A 12,178-nucleotide genomic window follows, 5' to 3' on the forward strand; every position below is an offset into this window, starting at 1 on the left:
CTGGAGAACGCATGGACCAGAACCAGCGCCGCGCCCGAGCAATCGGCATGCGGAAGACCAACCCCCTCCCGCACCTCCGTACCGCCCCTGCAACCCCCGGGACCGTCTACTTCATCGAGTCCCGCCCCCACCCCGGCGCCCCGTGGGAGCGCGGCACCAGCCGCACGGCCACGTGGGAGGACAAGCCTGAGGCGCTCCGGCAGCTCGCTAGCCGCCGCGAAGCGCAGCCGAGTTGGGAGCACCGGCTGATGGAACGGATCACCACCGTCACCGAGCAGCCCGCCACGGAGGCATGACCATGGAGCAGCAGCCATCTGGCGACCTCGGGGCCGCACGTATGGAGCACGCCGTGCGGAAGTACGCCGCCGCCCTGATGCAGATCGAAGACACCGAGCGGGAACGCGACGCCGCGTACCGCGAGCGCGCCCACCTCGTCGCCCTCCTCGCCGCCATGACCACCGACGCCGTCATCACTCCCGCCCTCGACCTCGACGAGCCCGGCTGGTGGATCGCCTACCTGAAGATCGGCGGCCGACAGTGCTCCTGGCACATCGCGCCGAGGGACGCCGGCCTCTTCAAGGACATCGAGCGCGTCGAGCCCACCGACCCGCGCGCGCGGTGGGACGGCCACACCACCGACGAGAAGTACCAGCACATCACCGCCCACGCTGCCGAGTTGATGCAGCGCTGCGGGCCCGAGTGCTCCGAGATGCATACCGAGGTCGGTCGCTGCGAGATTGCGAGGAACCGATGACCGAGCCCCTGCCGCCCTACAGCGGCAACAACCCCACCTGTATCAAGTGCGCCCATGTCGGAGCCGCCACCCGGCATCGAGCAGCCGGAGAGCACGGCTCGAACGACCTCGCCACCTACGGGCCATCGGACAAGGGCGAACGCCTCGAACGCGAATGCGGCCGCTGCGACTACGTGTGGGACGAAGCCCTCAACCCGCCGAAGGAGCAGTGACCATGGAGCCCACTCGTGTCGAGCTCCTCGACGACAACGGTGAATGGCAGCCCCTGCACGGCATCACGAACATCGTGATCTACGACGGGCCGGAGATCGCCCGCATCACCGAACGCATCCGCGAAGTCCAAGCCGCGATGACCGCGCTCATGCACGCGTACGCGGAGGCCTCCCGCCCGCTCCTGGAGCAGGTCGGCCGAGCCTTCCAGACGCTGCACGAGGCCGGGCTCGTCGAGAGCGACGGGAAGCCCGCACGCCGCCCGGACCGGCCCCCCCTGGCAGTCGCCGTACGGGCCGCCGACGAGAAGGCACTGACCATGGCCAACACCGTCACCGTCCCCCGCTGGTACGTGACCGCGAACCTTGCGCTCTGGCTGATCACCCTGACCTGCTGGGGCGTCGTCATCCTCACCTGAACACACAGCAGGGGCGCGCCGCTTGTCTCCCCAGACCCGGCACGCCCCCTGGTGCTGATCACCGTACCGCCCCACGCACCACAGGAGCACCCACGATGACCACCACCGCCACCCACCTCCGCACCATCGCGCTGCACTGGGCCGACCTCCGAGAAGCCGCCGGCGCCCCCGCGCAGCACGGCGCCTTCGGGCTCGGCCTCCGCGGCTACCTCGCCGCCCTCGACCAAGCCGACGCCGACCAGCTGGAGTACGACCGCCACCAGGCCGCCCACCTCCGCTCGCTGGAACGTTCCTCCGACCAGATCGGCGAACGCCCCGCCCCCGTACGCCTGCACATCCTCGACACCATGCGCGCCGTCGAAGCCGGCCTCGTCGAGACCGCCGACCAGACCGCCGCCATCGTCCAGCGTTCCCCGATGGGCTACGCGCCCCGCGGGTGGCCGGCCGCCGACCGGGCCCGCCGCGACGTCCTCGCGCGGGCGGACGCGCTCGACCCGCGAAGGTGGCGGTACACCGGCCGCCGTACGGCGCCGTACGCCGCGCTGTGGCTCCTCGCCCGCATCACCCGCGCCCCGGGCCCGTTTACGGCGCTGCCGGAGCGGGAGGAACGGCGCATCGGCATGGTCGCGGAGGGCGCGGCCGGGCGGGTGGAGCGGGCCCTGGATATCGCCGCGCAGCGCCGCACCCTCGAACGACGCTGTGATTGCGGCGGTGCGATCGACGTCCACGGCGGCGAAGGCCGGCAGCCGCTCGCGCACTGCACGGGATGTGGGCGCGTGTGGACGGAGGGCGGGGTCGTCGCGGCGTGAGCGAGGGGAACAGTGTCAGCACCGTGCCATACCTTGGTGTGTAGGCGCGGGGCCTGGACAGTTAGGACACCCATGCCCACAGACGAAGCTCGCTTTCAGGGCGGCCCCTTCGATGGCGAAGTCCAGCAGTGGCCTGCGAGCCCCTGGTTCCTCCTCGCTCTTTCGGTTATGCCGCACCACGACCCGGGTGTACGGGCTCAGTACCTCCTGAGTTCCCGCACTGCCGGCGAGAGGGTTGTGCTGGTCTATCGCTACCTCGACACGGTGCCTGCATCGAGGACGACGAGCAGCCCACCCACAGCTGAGTAGACGAACCAGCACCGCCCCCGCAGCACGGCGTCGGCCGCCGTCAACGGTCCGGCGCCGTGCTCGCGCTCGGCGGCCACGGAGTCGATGAGCGCCAGCGTCTCCTCGTGCACGTCATCCGGCATCGCGGTCAGCACCTCGTCGGCCGCGCGCGTGAGCTCCACCCTCGTCACGCCGCCCCCCTTCGTGATCGCAGGAGCAGCACGGTACGGGTGAAGCACAGGGAACGTGTGTGCCTGTGGATAACTGGGGCGGCAAGGTCAGCGCTCCCATTCGTCCGGTCCACCGCCCCGCCACTCGATCAGCGTGGACCGTACGACGTCCATCTCGTCCCAGCCCTGGAGGCCTGCCTGCTGGAGGAGGGCCACGATGTCGCGCACGGAGTAGGCGAGGCCGAGGATCGTCCCGTCCGCGCGGACGCGCCGGCCGCCCGACGAGTCGGGTGGGTACACGATCACGGGCGTAGCAGAGGGCATGCCCTCAGGGTGCCGTCCTCGCCATGATGCGGCGACTCGGCGGTGAAGGCGCCGCGGCCCTCGGGGCACCACCCCCGAGGGCCCGTGCGGTGGCCCTCCAGACCAACGCCCAGAGCCACCGTATCCGCGCCGCTGGGGAGGGAACCCCCAGGGTGAGGGGATGCCGACAGATCGGGCATCGCTCATTCCAAGAGGCCGAGCTCAGTGTCTGGTCGGCAGTGCGTGCACGCGCGGAGCCCCTCCGCCAGCGCCCGTCGCGCCTCGTCGCGCACGATCGGGCGCCGGCGCTTCCCCGCGGCGTAGCAGTCTCCCCGGTGGACCTCGATCGGTGGCGCGCCCTGTCCGATGCCGAGCTCGACGACCCAGTCCGGCGTCGGCGGCCGGGCCTGCTCGCCCCGGCGCTGCTCGGCCTGTCGCCGTTCTTCGTCCGCGATCCACTTTCGTGTGCGCGCGAGGTCCCGCTCCTGCACGCGCTCTAGGAAGCGCAGCAGGTCGAGGCGGGTAAGCGGAGCCGGATCGTTCACATGTTCGAGTCTAGCGAGCGTCTACGCGCAACTGTGCGTCCGGCCATGAGCCCTACGCCACCCAAATGATGAGCTCCGAGCCGTTCACGGCCAACTGGTTTGGACGGAAGGGCGAGAATCAGCCGACCTGCAAACGGAAGAAATCGTTCCATCGCAATCCGCGTGGATTACGGCCGTAAAACCGCAGGTCAGCGCCTTTAACCCCGCCTATAGAAAAGTTGGAGCGGAGGAACTTCGCTTCCCTGGACCCATGTTGAGCGCTTGGCCGAGGAGAGCCCCCTAGCGACATCAAGGCTCACGTCGGCCCCCTACTGTTCACTGCCAAGACGACGGAGGCCGCCATGCAGGGCGGCCTCCGATGACGTCCAAGCCCCGATCTCAGCGGTCGAAAGGGAAAGGACCCCACCTATGGAAGCACAGAGCTGGCGAGGCATCAGCGTCCAATGGACACGCCCCCACGCGTCCGATCTCGCCGTGGCAGCGACCCTCTTCTACCTGCTCTACCTGGAGCAACAGGTACCCAAGGTCATCAGCATCGCCGTCGCGGTAGTGGCGCTTCGCTGCATCCGACTCGGCCGGGCTGTCTGAAAAGACGCGCCGACCGCCAGAGCCCCCTGCTCCACAGAAACGGCGGGGGGCTCAGCCGCGCGTGGTCTGCGGCCGCCACTCCTCGCGATATCCAAGCCGGTCGGCGTACGGCTCGGCGAAATCCTTGACGACGGGTTCCAGCATCAGGTGTGCCATGCGGGCCGGTCGACAAGACAGCCCGGCAGCGAGACAGGCACATAGATCAGCTAAGAGCCCGGGCGGCGTCGCGCAGTGCGGTGTGCGCGTCCCGACTCCGCTCCCGGCCAGCGGCAAGAGCGGCCTCCACGTCGTCGCTGAAGCGCTCCGCGTGCACGTCACCGAGGGGGATGTCGCTCAGCTCGATGGCCGACCATGCGGCCTCGACCGCGGTATCGGTTAGCTCGCGGTCGGTGGTGATCAGCGCGAGGCGGTCGAAGGCCGCGGTGACGGCCGAGCGAGCCCTGAACAGGTCGGCCCGCCCATCCCTGGTGGGGGCCACACCCTCGCGCAGGTCGGCGATCTGGAGCCAGTAGATCTCCCGGTACGCCAGGGAGGCGGCGAGCAGCTGCGCGGTCGCGTCGAGGACTCGTTGACGGTGGTCGGCAGCGCGGGCGCGGCGGTCCGTCCAGTGCGCGGTGAGGCCGGCCAGGGCGGCGCCGGCGAGCGTGCCGAGCACCGCGACCAGAGTGGACCACATCGATGCTCCCCCTACGCCTCCGCGTCGCCCTTCTTCGGTCGCTTCGTGCCCGAGCCCGAGTAGCCCTTCATGATGTCCTGCACCGTGCTGAAGCTGATGTTGAGCTCGGCACCCACCGTGCGGAGTGAAGCGCCCGGCCGGTCAAGCAGCTCGCTCACGGCCGCCTGCCGGGCCTCCTTCAGCGCCTTGTTCTGCGATGGCATCGCCTTCAATACCTCACCGAGGGCGCGCGCTCTCTCAGTTGGGTCGGCGATCTCCTTGAGAGCTTCGATGGCGTCGAACACCCGTTGCGCCTCCTCGGTCACACCCGGCCCCTTCTCTCTGGGCGGGCCACTGGCGCAAGTGTAGGGGGTTCCCCTACAGTGCTGGAAGTGGCTCCGCAGTCACTGATGCACAAAGCCCCCGGCCCGGCGCTGCAACGCCATATGGGCCGGGGGCGGACCCACCCACAATCCGAGAAGGAGCAGGTCCGCCATGGAGCGTACCCAGACGATCGACCGCACCACAGCCCCCACCAGCGTCCTCACCGAACCGAGCTACGCCGCACAGATCCTCACCGTCACCGCCCACCTCCTCGGCGAGAGCACCGACACCCTCGGCATGCACGAGCTCGACTGGCGACTGACCACCGCCACCGACGCCATCTGCGGCACGCTCCCCGCACCGGTCCGCGACGCCGCCGCCGCCCGCGCCCGGTCCGCGCTCCCGCCCCTCACCCCGGTCAGCTGCGGCCAGTACGCCGACCAGCTGCGCACCGCCGCCGAGGAGCTGTGATGGCCGACCCCGAGCCCACCGAGGCCGAGCGCGTCGCCGAGCTGCACCGGCAGGCCGCCGCGGACTACGAGCACGGCCAGGACCCCCTGACGAAGGCCGAGGCGGTTGCGCAACTCGCGCTCGCCCGCGCCCGAGTCCACGAGGCCGGCCGCTGATGGAGCGCTTCCTCTACGCGATGAGCGTCGCCGTGGCGTTCGCAGCCCTGCTGTTCGCGATCTACCAAGGCGTTGCCTGACCCGCCCAGATACCGCCGGGCTCCGCGCCCTGCCCCCGCCCCGGGGCCCGGCCCTCTTCCCGCTCCCGGAGGAGCACCGTGAAGACCCGCCCCACCACGCAGTACGTCCCTCACACCCTCGACGGAAAGACCCGCATGATCCCCGTCGAGGTCGACACTCCGGCGCCCCCGCGCGACTGGGACCACCTCGTCCTCAACGGCGTCACCGGCACCGCCGCCCTCGTCCTCACGGCCTCCGTCGTCTGGTCCACCGCCAGTATCGGCGACCTCCTCGCCCACGTCGTCATCGAACCCGCCGCGTACGGCGGCGCCGTCGTCTTCGACCTGGTCTGGATCGCCTGCATGGCCATCGAGTGGCTCGCCCGATACGACGCCGACCAGGCCCGCCTGCCCCGCCGCGCCGGGCACGCCGCGCTCGGCGTTGCCATGGCCGCCGTCGCCGCACACGGATACATCGCCGACCAGCTCGTCATCGGCATGGTCGGCGCCGTCGTCTCCGGACTCGCCAAGGGGCTGTGGACCGTCGTCCTCGCACACCAGACCCCCGCCCTCGACCCCCGCACCCGCGAGTTCCTGCGGCAGGAGCTGGCCGAGGCCGGCGCCACCATGGCCGTGATCCCCGCGCGCCGTCGAGTGCAGCGCATGCAGCACCTGGCGGCGGCCGAGCGGGCCGCCCTGGCCGCGGATTCCGGATCCGTGAATCCGGACGGTCCGGACGAGGACGCGGGCGATCCGGACGACAACGTCCTGCCGATCAACCCCGGCACTCTGACCACCAAGGACGCAGTCCGGATCGCGTGGGACAGCGGAATCCAGGACCGGGATGCCGTCGCCCGCTACGTCGGCAAGGCCACCGGCAAGATGCCCTCACCTGAGACCGTCGACCGGTACCTCCGTGCCCTGCGAGTGGGGGCCTGATGACCGCCGCCGGCGGGCTGCTCCTCGCCCTCATCTGCCTCGCCACCGTCGGCCTCGCCGCAGGCATCGGCATCGCCACCCTCAACGGCCGCGAGCCGTCATGGCTCGTCGCCTTCGTCCGCGCCGCCGCAGTCGGCTTCGCCGCCTTCTGCCTCCTCGTCGCCTCCCTCCACCAGCTCGCCGAGGCCCTCTCATGACCGACTCACCGCCGCCCATCACCCCGACCCGGATCATCCCCGCCGGCACGCCGCTGCCCGAGCGGCCGCCCCAGCCCGGCGAGGCACCGCCCTGGCGCACCCCGCCGCCACCTCCTGCACCGCCACCCCCGCCCACACCACCGCCTCCGTGGTGGCCTCCGCCCCCGGCGCCCGGCACGATCGAGCTGCGCGTCACCTACGCGCCCGTACCGGTGGAGCCCGAGCCGTCGCGCTGGCAATGGCTGTGGAACTGGCTGCGCCCCTGGCAGTCCCTCGCCGCGGCAGGCGTCGCCCTGCTGCCAGCGTTCGACGGCTACAGCCTCGCGACCGGATGGGGCGCAGCCCTGCACGATGCCCGCACCACCGAGTCCATCGGCGCCGCCTACGTCCTCGCCGGAGTCGGGCTCGGCGTGGCGCTGCTCCTCGACCGCACCGGCCGCTTCCTGCCCCGCGTCCTGCTCGTCACCGCCGTCGTCGGCGGACTCGGCGTCATGGACTGGTGGGACCCCTTCCTCCTGCTCACCGGAGTCTCCCGATGACCGGCACCACCACCCTCACCCTCGGTGGCCTCCTCGCCGCCCTCCTCGTCCTGATTGCCAACCTGCACCCGTGGTGGACCGGCAACCGCGAGATGAAGCAGCTCGCCAGCTTCGGCAAGGGCTTCGGCGCCGCGGCCTGCGCCGCCGCCTGCCCCGGCGGCCTCCTCGGCTGGGCCCACTCCCGATCCGGCACGGTCGCCAACGGTGCAGGCGAACGCACCGGCACCGCGACCACCGGCACCAGCTCCGCCTCCGGGATCACCAACGGGCAGCTCGTCGGCCTCGGCGCCACCGGAGCCGTCATCGCCGTGTGCGTCGTCTTCCTGGTCGTGCTCGCCTACAAGGCCGCCGGGAAGCAGGACAAGAAGAGGATCCTCGGCGGGGCCTTCGTCGGCTCCGTCCTGCTGCTCACCGCAGGCGTGGCCGGCGCCCTGGCCTGGCTTCCCGAAGCCCTCAACACGACCGGCGCCACCCTGGTCGACGCGGTGCAGGGAACGGGCATCCTGTGAGCCGCCTCTCCCGAGCCGCCGACCGAATCGCCATCGGGACCAGCCTCCTGACGAGGCGACTTCTTGCCGGGGCGGCCGCCTGGTGCGCGCGCGGCCGCCGCGAGGATCTGACCGGCTGGAAGGCCATCCTCGGCATCATCGCCCGCGCCCTCATGCTGGGCCTGGGGGTGTATCTCGCCGCCCGCATCGTGCGGGCCCTGCCCTGGCTGCTGTGGCTCCTCGGCGCGCTGTGGCTCGGCGCCGCCTGGAAGGCCTCCCGCAACCACCCCAAGACCCCCGCGGAGGAGCCGCCCACCGGGCCCTCTGCGGGGGGCGACGGCGCAGCCCTCCGGGCCCTCCTCCTCGACCTCATGGGCACCGGCTCCGCGGTGCACCTGCGCACCGTCCTGGCCCACCTCCAACAGGCCCCCGACACGGCCGCGCTGACGGCCCGCTGGACGATCGCCGATCTGCGCGCCCGCCTGGAGGCTCAGGGCATCCCCGTGCACCCCAAGGTCAAGGCGCACGGAGGAGGGCCCACGCGAGGCGTCCGGCGTGAAGATCTCGCCCCTTCCCCGGATGTCCCGCAGGAGACGTCTACCGACGCGCCTACCGCCGCGTGACCTGCATGTCTACCGGCTCATCTACCACCATCTACCGGCCCATCTACCCACCGTCTACCGCCCGTTGGAGCCCACAGTGAAGACCGTCCCCACCGAACCCGCCCGCAGCAGCCAGACGTGCGGCTACCAGCTGTCCACCAACGGATGGGACAGCCGAGCCTCGTTCTGCGCCGAGCCGAAAGCCGCCGGCCTCTACTACTGCCAGAAGCACCACGACTGGGTAGCCGCTGACGACCCCGATGGCGTCGTGCGCATGGCCCCCGGCAACGCCATCGGCACCGGCAAGGGCTGACTGTGAACCCCGCCGAGAAGCTCGATCTCTACTACAGCAGCCCCGCCGCCGACGTGGACTCCTCTGCTGACTACCGCAAGGAGACCAGCGACGACGGGCGCACGTGGACTAACCCGCGCCCGATGACGGGGCAGTTCCTCCGCCTCGACATGGTCGCCGCGCTCGCCGCTGGCTGCTCGGTGACCTACCAAGAAGGCGTCGCGGTCATCGAGTCCCCGCACCCCATGGGCGGCTGGATCCGCTACACGCCCACCACCTGAGCCCCGGAGCGGGCCGCTCCCAACCGCCAAGAAGAGCGCGGCCCGACCCGGTTCCCCACCCCGATCACACGAGACAGGAGCACCACCATGGCACGAGACGACGGCCCCGAGACCCAGGCCCTGCACGCACTGGTCGACGACCTGCCGAGCAACCCCTCGGACTGGTCACCGGATCAGCGCGGCGAGTACGCGCAGCAGTCCGACGCGGCCATGCGGGAGCAGGCCGGGGTATCCACGGCCGAACTCGGGCGCGGCCGCTGATCTAGGAGCACACTGAGACGGGGCCCCGCCGCGCATCCCCCCGACGCGGCGGGGCCTCGGCGTCAGAGCCAGCCACCCCTACTGGTGCCTGGAATAGCGCACACGCACAGGTGCGCGCTCACACAGGAGCCCGTTCCGCTGTTCAGAAGGGCCGCTCTCCATCGACGATCGCCAAGGTCCACCGGGCATTGCCATCCGCCTGGACAGCCAACTTCTGCTTAGACGGGTCGATATAGACCCGTCCGAGAGTGACCGGGCTGCTGCAATCGATGAGGCTCGGATTATCTTTGGGGCGCTCACGCTTAACAATCTGCATCGTGCTAACCCCAGAGCACTTGACGTGCACTGTGTACACCTTTTCAGACGGCGTGAAGTCAGGCAGGTCCTCAGCGCCCGCGCCTTTGCGCACCGGGACCAAGTATTTGGGGTGTGCGGGGAGTCGCAAGCTCTTCTCCACCTTGTCGTCGCTGCTTGGCGCAGACGACGCGTCCCCCGTACGGCTCGGATGAGGCTTGCTGCTGGTGGGCCGAGAGGATCCCGCATCACTGTTCGAGCAGGCAGCGATGAGCGCCAGGGGGAGCAAGGCAAGGGAGGCGGCCAGTCTACGGCCCATGGGGTCTCCTGAGAGGGTGCGCCCGTCCGGCGGCAACTGCGCCGGACGGGCGGGACGGAATTTAGTGAACGGTCCATCCCTCGCGGTACGGGGCCCAGAAGGTCACGTACTGCTTGTGACCAACGGAGCAGTTGGTGTAGCGCGTCCCGCTGTAGCCGTACACCTTTTCCTTCTTGATGCCGTACTCACCCTTGACCGTCGAGTGCGGCTTCACCTTGCCCCCGATTTCAACGCCCAGCTCCGAGGTCCAGCTTTTCTGGGCCGACGCCTGAACATCGGCCTTGACCTTACCGAGCCACAGAACCTTGAGCTCAGAGCTCAAAGTGAGGGAGGCACCGAGGGTCGTCGTACCAGACCGCTTGGACGTGAACTTGTAATCCATGGAACGACCAGTGTCATTCGACGCGTACGTCGAGTATTTGACGGACATGGTGTTCTTGACGTTCTTCGTGATGTGCACGAAGCGGCCGGTCGGGCAGTCCTCGCTCGTCGGGCCCTTGGGGTCACCCAGATCAGGCCCATCAGTCTCACCGGGGATCGGCATGTCCTCGTCCAGCGCGCCGTCGACATCCACCCCTGGTGCGACCTCCGTGCCTGATGCAGGCGCGTCTGTCACTGTCCCGGGCTCCACAGCCGCACCATCGGCAACCACCGGAGCGGCTACTCGGCTGTCATCCGCGTACGCCGTTGCTGAACCCCCCATGATCAGCAGGCCGGTGGTGACCGCGATGACTCTTGTTGCGCGGCTCTTCATAAGGTCCCCCCTAAGAAAGAAGCGGCCCCTCACCGGGGCCGCGGTCGCCATGATCACAACATAAGCGCAGGTAGACGCGCTAGACACTTGAGGGAATCGTGAGGTTCCCTTTACGGAGGCCCGCCCGCTCCCTTGCGCCCGGGCTGGGCCCGGTCGCATTTCCGTCTGCGCCGAGGGCTCGGCCGCCGACCGTAGTTGCATCCGCCGCGATCATGCCGCACACTGAGCCGCAGATCCGGCATGCCCGGAAACAATCACAGACCACACGGAGCCCCCAGCCACCTTCCTTGGCTGGGGGCTCTGGCATGACCAAGCTCTACAGGCTGTCGAGGATCTTCTCCCGACGATCCCGGTACTCCTCATCCGTGATCGCCCCAGCAGCCCTGAGCTGATCCAGCGTCGCCAGACGAGAAGCAACATCGCCACCAGCAGGAGCCGGAGCGGCCTGCGGCACCCCAGCCGCCGACGCCCCCGCCGCGCCAGCCAGGCGGGCCCGCAGCGCATCCGCGAGCGCCTTCCCCGCGTCCTTCGGCATCTGCTTGATCTCGGCCTTGTTGCCCGACGTGAACACCTGGAGCGTGCCCATGAGCATGCCTCCCGACCACTGCACGGAGCTGATCCGGCTGTAGGGGAAGTCCTCAACCTGCTGCGACATGACGCCGTGCTTCAGGAAGATCAGCCGCTGGCTCGTCATGGCGACCAGCCCGTTCCCCTTGCCGTAGAGACCGGGCGAGAGCATCTCCACCGTCTCGCCCTCCCACAGCACTTCGGGCAGCCGCTGGATCTCCCGCTTCGATCCCACCGCGCTCTTGAGCTTCGCTGCTGCGGCATCGATGTCCGGCCGCACGTTGACGTCCACCATGTGGCACCCCTCCACGTCGAGCGACGGGGTGCTGCTCTGCGGCATCGCGCCCCCGCCGCGATGAGGCACTGAGCGTATCGCCCAACACACGGCCCGTGGAGGTGACCACGTGACGCGACCCAAGGTCAGCAAGGGCGGCCTCGTCACCGACGAGGAGCGTGCCGAGATCATCCGCCTCCACGGCGAAGGCAAGGGCCGTAACGAGATCGCCAGGATCACGCGCCGCTCACAGCGCACCGTCTCCGTTATCTGCCAGGAAGAGGGCCTCGCGTTCGACGTGACGATGACCGAGGACGCGACCCGGCACCGCGTCGCTCAACTCGCCGAGCGCCGCGCCGTTCTCGCCGAGGAGCTCCAGAGCGACGCGGAGCGCCTCACCGAGCAGATGTGGCGTCCCGCCATCGCCTTCAACTTCGGCGGCAAGGACAACGTCTACCGCGAGAAACAGTTCGAGGAGCCGCCGGCCGCCGACAAGCGCAACCTGATGGCGGCCGCCAACCTCGCCATCGAGAAGTCGCTGAAGCTGCTGCCGCCCGAGCGCGAGGACACCGAGGGTCTGGCTGCGGTCGACCAGTGGCTGAGGGGAATGATCGGCGGCTAG

25 protein-coding genes are annotated in these 12,178 nt (G+C 69.9%); 17 read left to right on the plus strand and 8 right to left on the minus strand.

The annotated features are described in order from the left end of the window. Positions 1 to 11 precede the first annotated feature (11 nt). From ACZ4Z4_RS27610 to ACZ4Z4_RS27630, 5 genes are all read left to right on the plus strand, one after another. Positions 12 to 296 carry a hypothetical protein gene (locus ACZ4Z4_RS27610; protein ID WP_468332840.1) on the plus strand — a complete coding sequence of 95 codons (285 nt, stop codon included), beginning with the start codon at positions 12 to 14 and terminating at the stop codon, positions 294 to 296. Beyond that, the gene (locus ACZ4Z4_RS27615) at positions 293 to 754 is read left to right on the plus strand and encodes a hypothetical protein (RefSeq protein WP_468332843.1); all 462 of its coding nucleotides are present in this window, start codon (positions 293 to 295) and stop codon (positions 752 to 754) included. Before ACZ4Z4_RS27610 ends, ACZ4Z4_RS27615 begins: the two co-directional genes overlap by 4 nt. Continuing rightward, positions 751 to 966 carry a hypothetical protein gene (locus ACZ4Z4_RS27620; RefSeq protein WP_468332846.1) on the plus strand — a complete coding sequence of 72 codons (216 nt, stop codon included), beginning with the start codon at positions 751 to 753 and terminating at the stop codon, positions 964 to 966. Before ACZ4Z4_RS27615 ends, ACZ4Z4_RS27620 begins: the two co-directional genes overlap by 4 nt. Positions 967 to 968: 2 nt before the next feature. After that, a complete protein-coding gene (locus ACZ4Z4_RS27625) occupies positions 969 to 1,382 on the plus strand; it encodes a hypothetical protein (RefSeq protein WP_468332849.1) in 414 nt (137 codons plus the stop codon). A 95-nt stretch (positions 1,383 to 1,477) separates the two neighbouring features. After that, entirely contained in the window at positions 1,478 to 2,191 is a 714-nt protein-coding gene (locus ACZ4Z4_RS27630) for a hypothetical protein (protein ID WP_468332852.1), read from the plus strand. 251 nt (positions 2,192 to 2,442) lie between these two features. Here ACZ4Z4_RS27630 and ACZ4Z4_RS27635 read toward each other — a convergent pair whose 3' ends face one another. The 3 genes from ACZ4Z4_RS27635 to ACZ4Z4_RS27645 all read right to left on the minus strand — a co-directional run bounded on the left by ACZ4Z4_RS27635 (position 2,443) and on the right by ACZ4Z4_RS27645 (position 3,497). Then, positions 2,443 to 2,670, minus strand: coding sequence for a hypothetical protein (locus tag ACZ4Z4_RS27635; protein WP_468332855.1), 228 nt, complete (start codon positions 2,668 to 2,670; stop codon positions 2,443 to 2,445). Between the two features lie 87 nt (positions 2,671 to 2,757). After that, positions 2,758 to 2,973, minus strand: coding sequence for a hypothetical protein (locus ACZ4Z4_RS27640; protein WP_468332857.1), 216 nt, complete (start codon positions 2,971 to 2,973; stop codon positions 2,758 to 2,760). 182 nt (positions 2,974 to 3,155) lie between these two features. Further along, positions 3,156 to 3,497: a DUF6233 domain-containing protein gene (locus ACZ4Z4_RS27645; protein WP_468332860.1), complete on the minus strand. Its 342-nt coding sequence runs from the start codon at positions 3,495 to 3,497 to the stop codon at positions 3,156 to 3,158. Between the two features lie 408 nt (positions 3,498 to 3,905). Here ACZ4Z4_RS27645 and ACZ4Z4_RS27650 point away from each other — a divergent pair, with 408 nt between their 5' ends. Then, on the plus strand, positions 3,906 to 4,085 hold the full coding sequence (locus ACZ4Z4_RS27650; RefSeq protein ID WP_468332863.1) for a hypothetical protein: 180 nt from the start codon (positions 3,906 to 3,908) through the stop codon (positions 4,083 to 4,085). Positions 4,086 to 4,287: 202 nt separating this feature from the next. Here the strand turns inward: ACZ4Z4_RS27650 and ACZ4Z4_RS27655 are convergent, their stop codons facing one another. Beyond that, positions 4,288 to 4,761 carry a hypothetical protein gene (locus ACZ4Z4_RS27655; RefSeq protein ID WP_468332866.1) on the minus strand — a complete coding sequence of 158 codons (474 nt, stop codon included), beginning with the start codon at positions 4,759 to 4,761 and terminating at the stop codon, positions 4,288 to 4,290. Positions 4,762 to 4,772: 11 nt separating this feature from the next. Next, a complete protein-coding gene (locus tag ACZ4Z4_RS27660; protein ID WP_468332869.1) occupies positions 4,773 to 5,066 on the minus strand; it encodes a hypothetical protein in 294 nt (97 codons plus the stop codon). Between the two features lie 169 nt (positions 5,067 to 5,235). On the opposite strand from ACZ4Z4_RS27660, the gene ACZ4Z4_RS27665 reads away from it, so the two are divergent. The 10 genes from ACZ4Z4_RS27665 (at position 5,236) to ACZ4Z4_RS27710 (ending at position 9,348) form a co-directional block, all read left to right on the plus strand. Then, complete coding sequence (locus ACZ4Z4_RS27665; protein WP_468332872.1) at positions 5,236 to 5,535, plus strand: hypothetical protein; 300 nt, start codon at positions 5,236 to 5,238, stop codon at positions 5,533 to 5,535. Further along, positions 5,535 to 5,690: a hypothetical protein gene (locus tag ACZ4Z4_RS27670; protein ID WP_468332875.1), complete on the plus strand. Its 156-nt coding sequence runs from the start codon at positions 5,535 to 5,537 to the stop codon at positions 5,688 to 5,690. Before ACZ4Z4_RS27665 ends, ACZ4Z4_RS27670 begins: the two co-directional genes overlap by 1 nt. A gap of 158 nt (positions 5,691 to 5,848) precedes the next feature. Beyond that, entirely contained in the window at positions 5,849 to 6,688 is an 840-nt protein-coding gene (locus ACZ4Z4_RS27675; RefSeq protein WP_468332878.1) for a protein transporter Sec31, read from the plus strand. Further along, complete coding sequence (locus tag ACZ4Z4_RS27680) at positions 6,688 to 6,885, plus strand: hypothetical protein (RefSeq protein WP_468332881.1); 198 nt, start codon at positions 6,688 to 6,690, stop codon at positions 6,883 to 6,885. Before ACZ4Z4_RS27675 ends, ACZ4Z4_RS27680 begins: the two co-directional genes overlap by 1 nt. Continuing rightward, positions 6,882 to 7,424, plus strand: coding sequence for a hypothetical protein (locus ACZ4Z4_RS27685; RefSeq protein WP_468332884.1), 543 nt, complete (start codon positions 6,882 to 6,884; stop codon positions 7,422 to 7,424). The genes ACZ4Z4_RS27680 and ACZ4Z4_RS27685 overlap by 4 nt, the downstream gene beginning before the upstream one ends. After that, entirely contained in the window at positions 7,421 to 7,933 is a 513-nt protein-coding gene (locus tag ACZ4Z4_RS27690; RefSeq protein ID WP_468332886.1) for a hypothetical protein, read from the plus strand. Before ACZ4Z4_RS27685 ends, ACZ4Z4_RS27690 begins: the two co-directional genes overlap by 4 nt. Further along, positions 7,930 to 8,535 (plus strand): hypothetical protein, encoded by a 606-nt coding sequence (locus tag ACZ4Z4_RS27695; RefSeq protein WP_468332889.1) that lies wholly within the window; start codon positions 7,930 to 7,932, stop codon positions 8,533 to 8,535. Before ACZ4Z4_RS27690 ends, ACZ4Z4_RS27695 begins: the two co-directional genes overlap by 4 nt. A 76-nt stretch (positions 8,536 to 8,611) precedes the next feature. Then, positions 8,612 to 8,827 carry a hypothetical protein gene (locus ACZ4Z4_RS27700; protein WP_468332892.1) on the plus strand — a complete coding sequence of 72 codons (216 nt, stop codon included), beginning with the start codon at positions 8,612 to 8,614 and terminating at the stop codon, positions 8,825 to 8,827. 2 nt (positions 8,828 to 8,829) lie between these two features. Further along, positions 8,830 to 9,087: a hypothetical protein gene (locus ACZ4Z4_RS27705; protein WP_468332894.1), complete on the plus strand. Its 258-nt coding sequence runs from the start codon at positions 8,830 to 8,832 to the stop codon at positions 9,085 to 9,087. 87 nt (positions 9,088 to 9,174) lie between these two features. Next, the gene (locus ACZ4Z4_RS27710) at positions 9,175 to 9,348 is read left to right on the plus strand and encodes a hypothetical protein (RefSeq protein WP_468332897.1); all 174 of its coding nucleotides are present in this window, start codon (positions 9,175 to 9,177) and stop codon (positions 9,346 to 9,348) included. Positions 9,349 to 9,490: 142 nt separating this feature from the next. Here the strand turns inward: ACZ4Z4_RS27710 and ACZ4Z4_RS27715 are convergent, their stop codons facing one another. The 3 genes from ACZ4Z4_RS27715 to ACZ4Z4_RS27725 form a co-directional block, all read right to left on the minus strand. Continuing rightward, on the minus strand, positions 9,491 to 9,961 hold the full coding sequence (locus ACZ4Z4_RS27715; protein WP_468332900.1) for a hypothetical protein: 471 nt from the start codon (positions 9,959 to 9,961) through the stop codon (positions 9,491 to 9,493). A gap of 61 nt (positions 9,962 to 10,022) precedes the next feature. Further along, positions 10,023 to 10,766: a hypothetical protein gene (locus ACZ4Z4_RS27720; RefSeq protein WP_468332903.1), complete on the minus strand. Its 744-nt coding sequence runs from the start codon at positions 10,764 to 10,766 to the stop codon at positions 10,023 to 10,025. A gap of 265 nt (positions 10,767 to 11,031) precedes the next feature. Continuing rightward, complete coding sequence (locus tag ACZ4Z4_RS27725) at positions 11,032 to 11,622, minus strand: PH domain-containing protein (RefSeq protein ID WP_468332906.1); 591 nt, start codon at positions 11,620 to 11,622, stop codon at positions 11,032 to 11,034. Between the two features lie 64 nt (positions 11,623 to 11,686). Between ACZ4Z4_RS27725 and ACZ4Z4_RS27730 the strand changes: the two genes are divergently transcribed. Continuing rightward, complete coding sequence (locus tag ACZ4Z4_RS27730) at positions 11,687 to 12,178, plus strand: helix-turn-helix domain-containing protein (protein WP_468332909.1); 492 nt, start codon at positions 11,687 to 11,689, stop codon at positions 12,176 to 12,178.

The sequence above is a fragment of the Streptomyces sp. NPDC030245 genome (assembly GCF_055572995.1).

Coding starts and splice junctions, on each gene's coding strand:
- ACZ4Z4_RS27610 (WP_468332840.1), top strand. CDS start 12: ATGGACCAGAACCAGCGCCGCGCCCGAGCAATCGGCATGCGGAAGACC.
- ACZ4Z4_RS27615 (WP_468332843.1), top strand. CDS start 293: ATGACCATGGAGCAGCAGCCATCTGGCGACCTCGGGGCCGCACGTATG.
- ACZ4Z4_RS27620 (WP_468332846.1), top strand. CDS start 751: ATGACCGAGCCCCTGCCGCCCTACAGCGGCAACAACCCCACCTGTATC.
- ACZ4Z4_RS27625 (WP_468332849.1), top strand. CDS start 969: ATGGAGCCCACTCGTGTCGAGCTCCTCGACGACAACGGTGAATGGCAG.
- ACZ4Z4_RS27630 (WP_468332852.1), top strand. CDS start 1,478: ATGACCACCACCGCCACCCACCTCCGCACCATCGCGCTGCACTGGGCC.
- ACZ4Z4_RS27640 (WP_468332857.1), bottom strand. CDS start 2,973: ATGCCCTCTGCTACGCCCGTGATCGTGTACCCACCCGACTCGTCGGGC.
- ACZ4Z4_RS27650 (WP_468332863.1), top strand. CDS start 3,906: ATGGAAGCACAGAGCTGGCGAGGCATCAGCGTCCAATGGACACGCCCC.
- ACZ4Z4_RS27655 (WP_468332866.1), bottom strand. CDS start 4,761: ATGTGGTCCACTCTGGTCGCGGTGCTCGGCACGCTCGCCGGCGCCGCC.
- ACZ4Z4_RS27665 (WP_468332872.1), top strand. CDS start 5,236: ATGGAGCGTACCCAGACGATCGACCGCACCACAGCCCCCACCAGCGTC.
- ACZ4Z4_RS27670 (WP_468332875.1), top strand. CDS start 5,535: ATGGCCGACCCCGAGCCCACCGAGGCCGAGCGCGTCGCCGAGCTGCAC.
- ACZ4Z4_RS27680 (WP_468332881.1), top strand. CDS start 6,688: ATGACCGCCGCCGGCGGGCTGCTCCTCGCCCTCATCTGCCTCGCCACC.
- ACZ4Z4_RS27685 (WP_468332884.1), top strand. CDS start 6,882: ATGACCGACTCACCGCCGCCCATCACCCCGACCCGGATCATCCCCGCC.
- ACZ4Z4_RS27690 (WP_468332886.1), top strand. CDS start 7,421: ATGACCGGCACCACCACCCTCACCCTCGGTGGCCTCCTCGCCGCCCTC.
- ACZ4Z4_RS27710 (WP_468332897.1), top strand. CDS start 9,175: ATGGCACGAGACGACGGCCCCGAGACCCAGGCCCTGCACGCACTGGTC.
- ACZ4Z4_RS27715 (WP_468332900.1), bottom strand. CDS start 9,961: ATGGGCCGTAGACTGGCCGCCTCCCTTGCCTTGCTCCCCCTGGCGCTC.
- ACZ4Z4_RS27720 (WP_468332903.1), bottom strand. CDS start 10,766: ATGGCGACCGCGGCCCCGGTGAGGGGCCGCTTCTTTCTTAGGGGGGAC.
- ACZ4Z4_RS27725 (WP_468332906.1), bottom strand. CDS start 11,622: ATGCCGCAGAGCAGCACCCCGTCGCTCGACGTGGAGGGGTGCCACATG.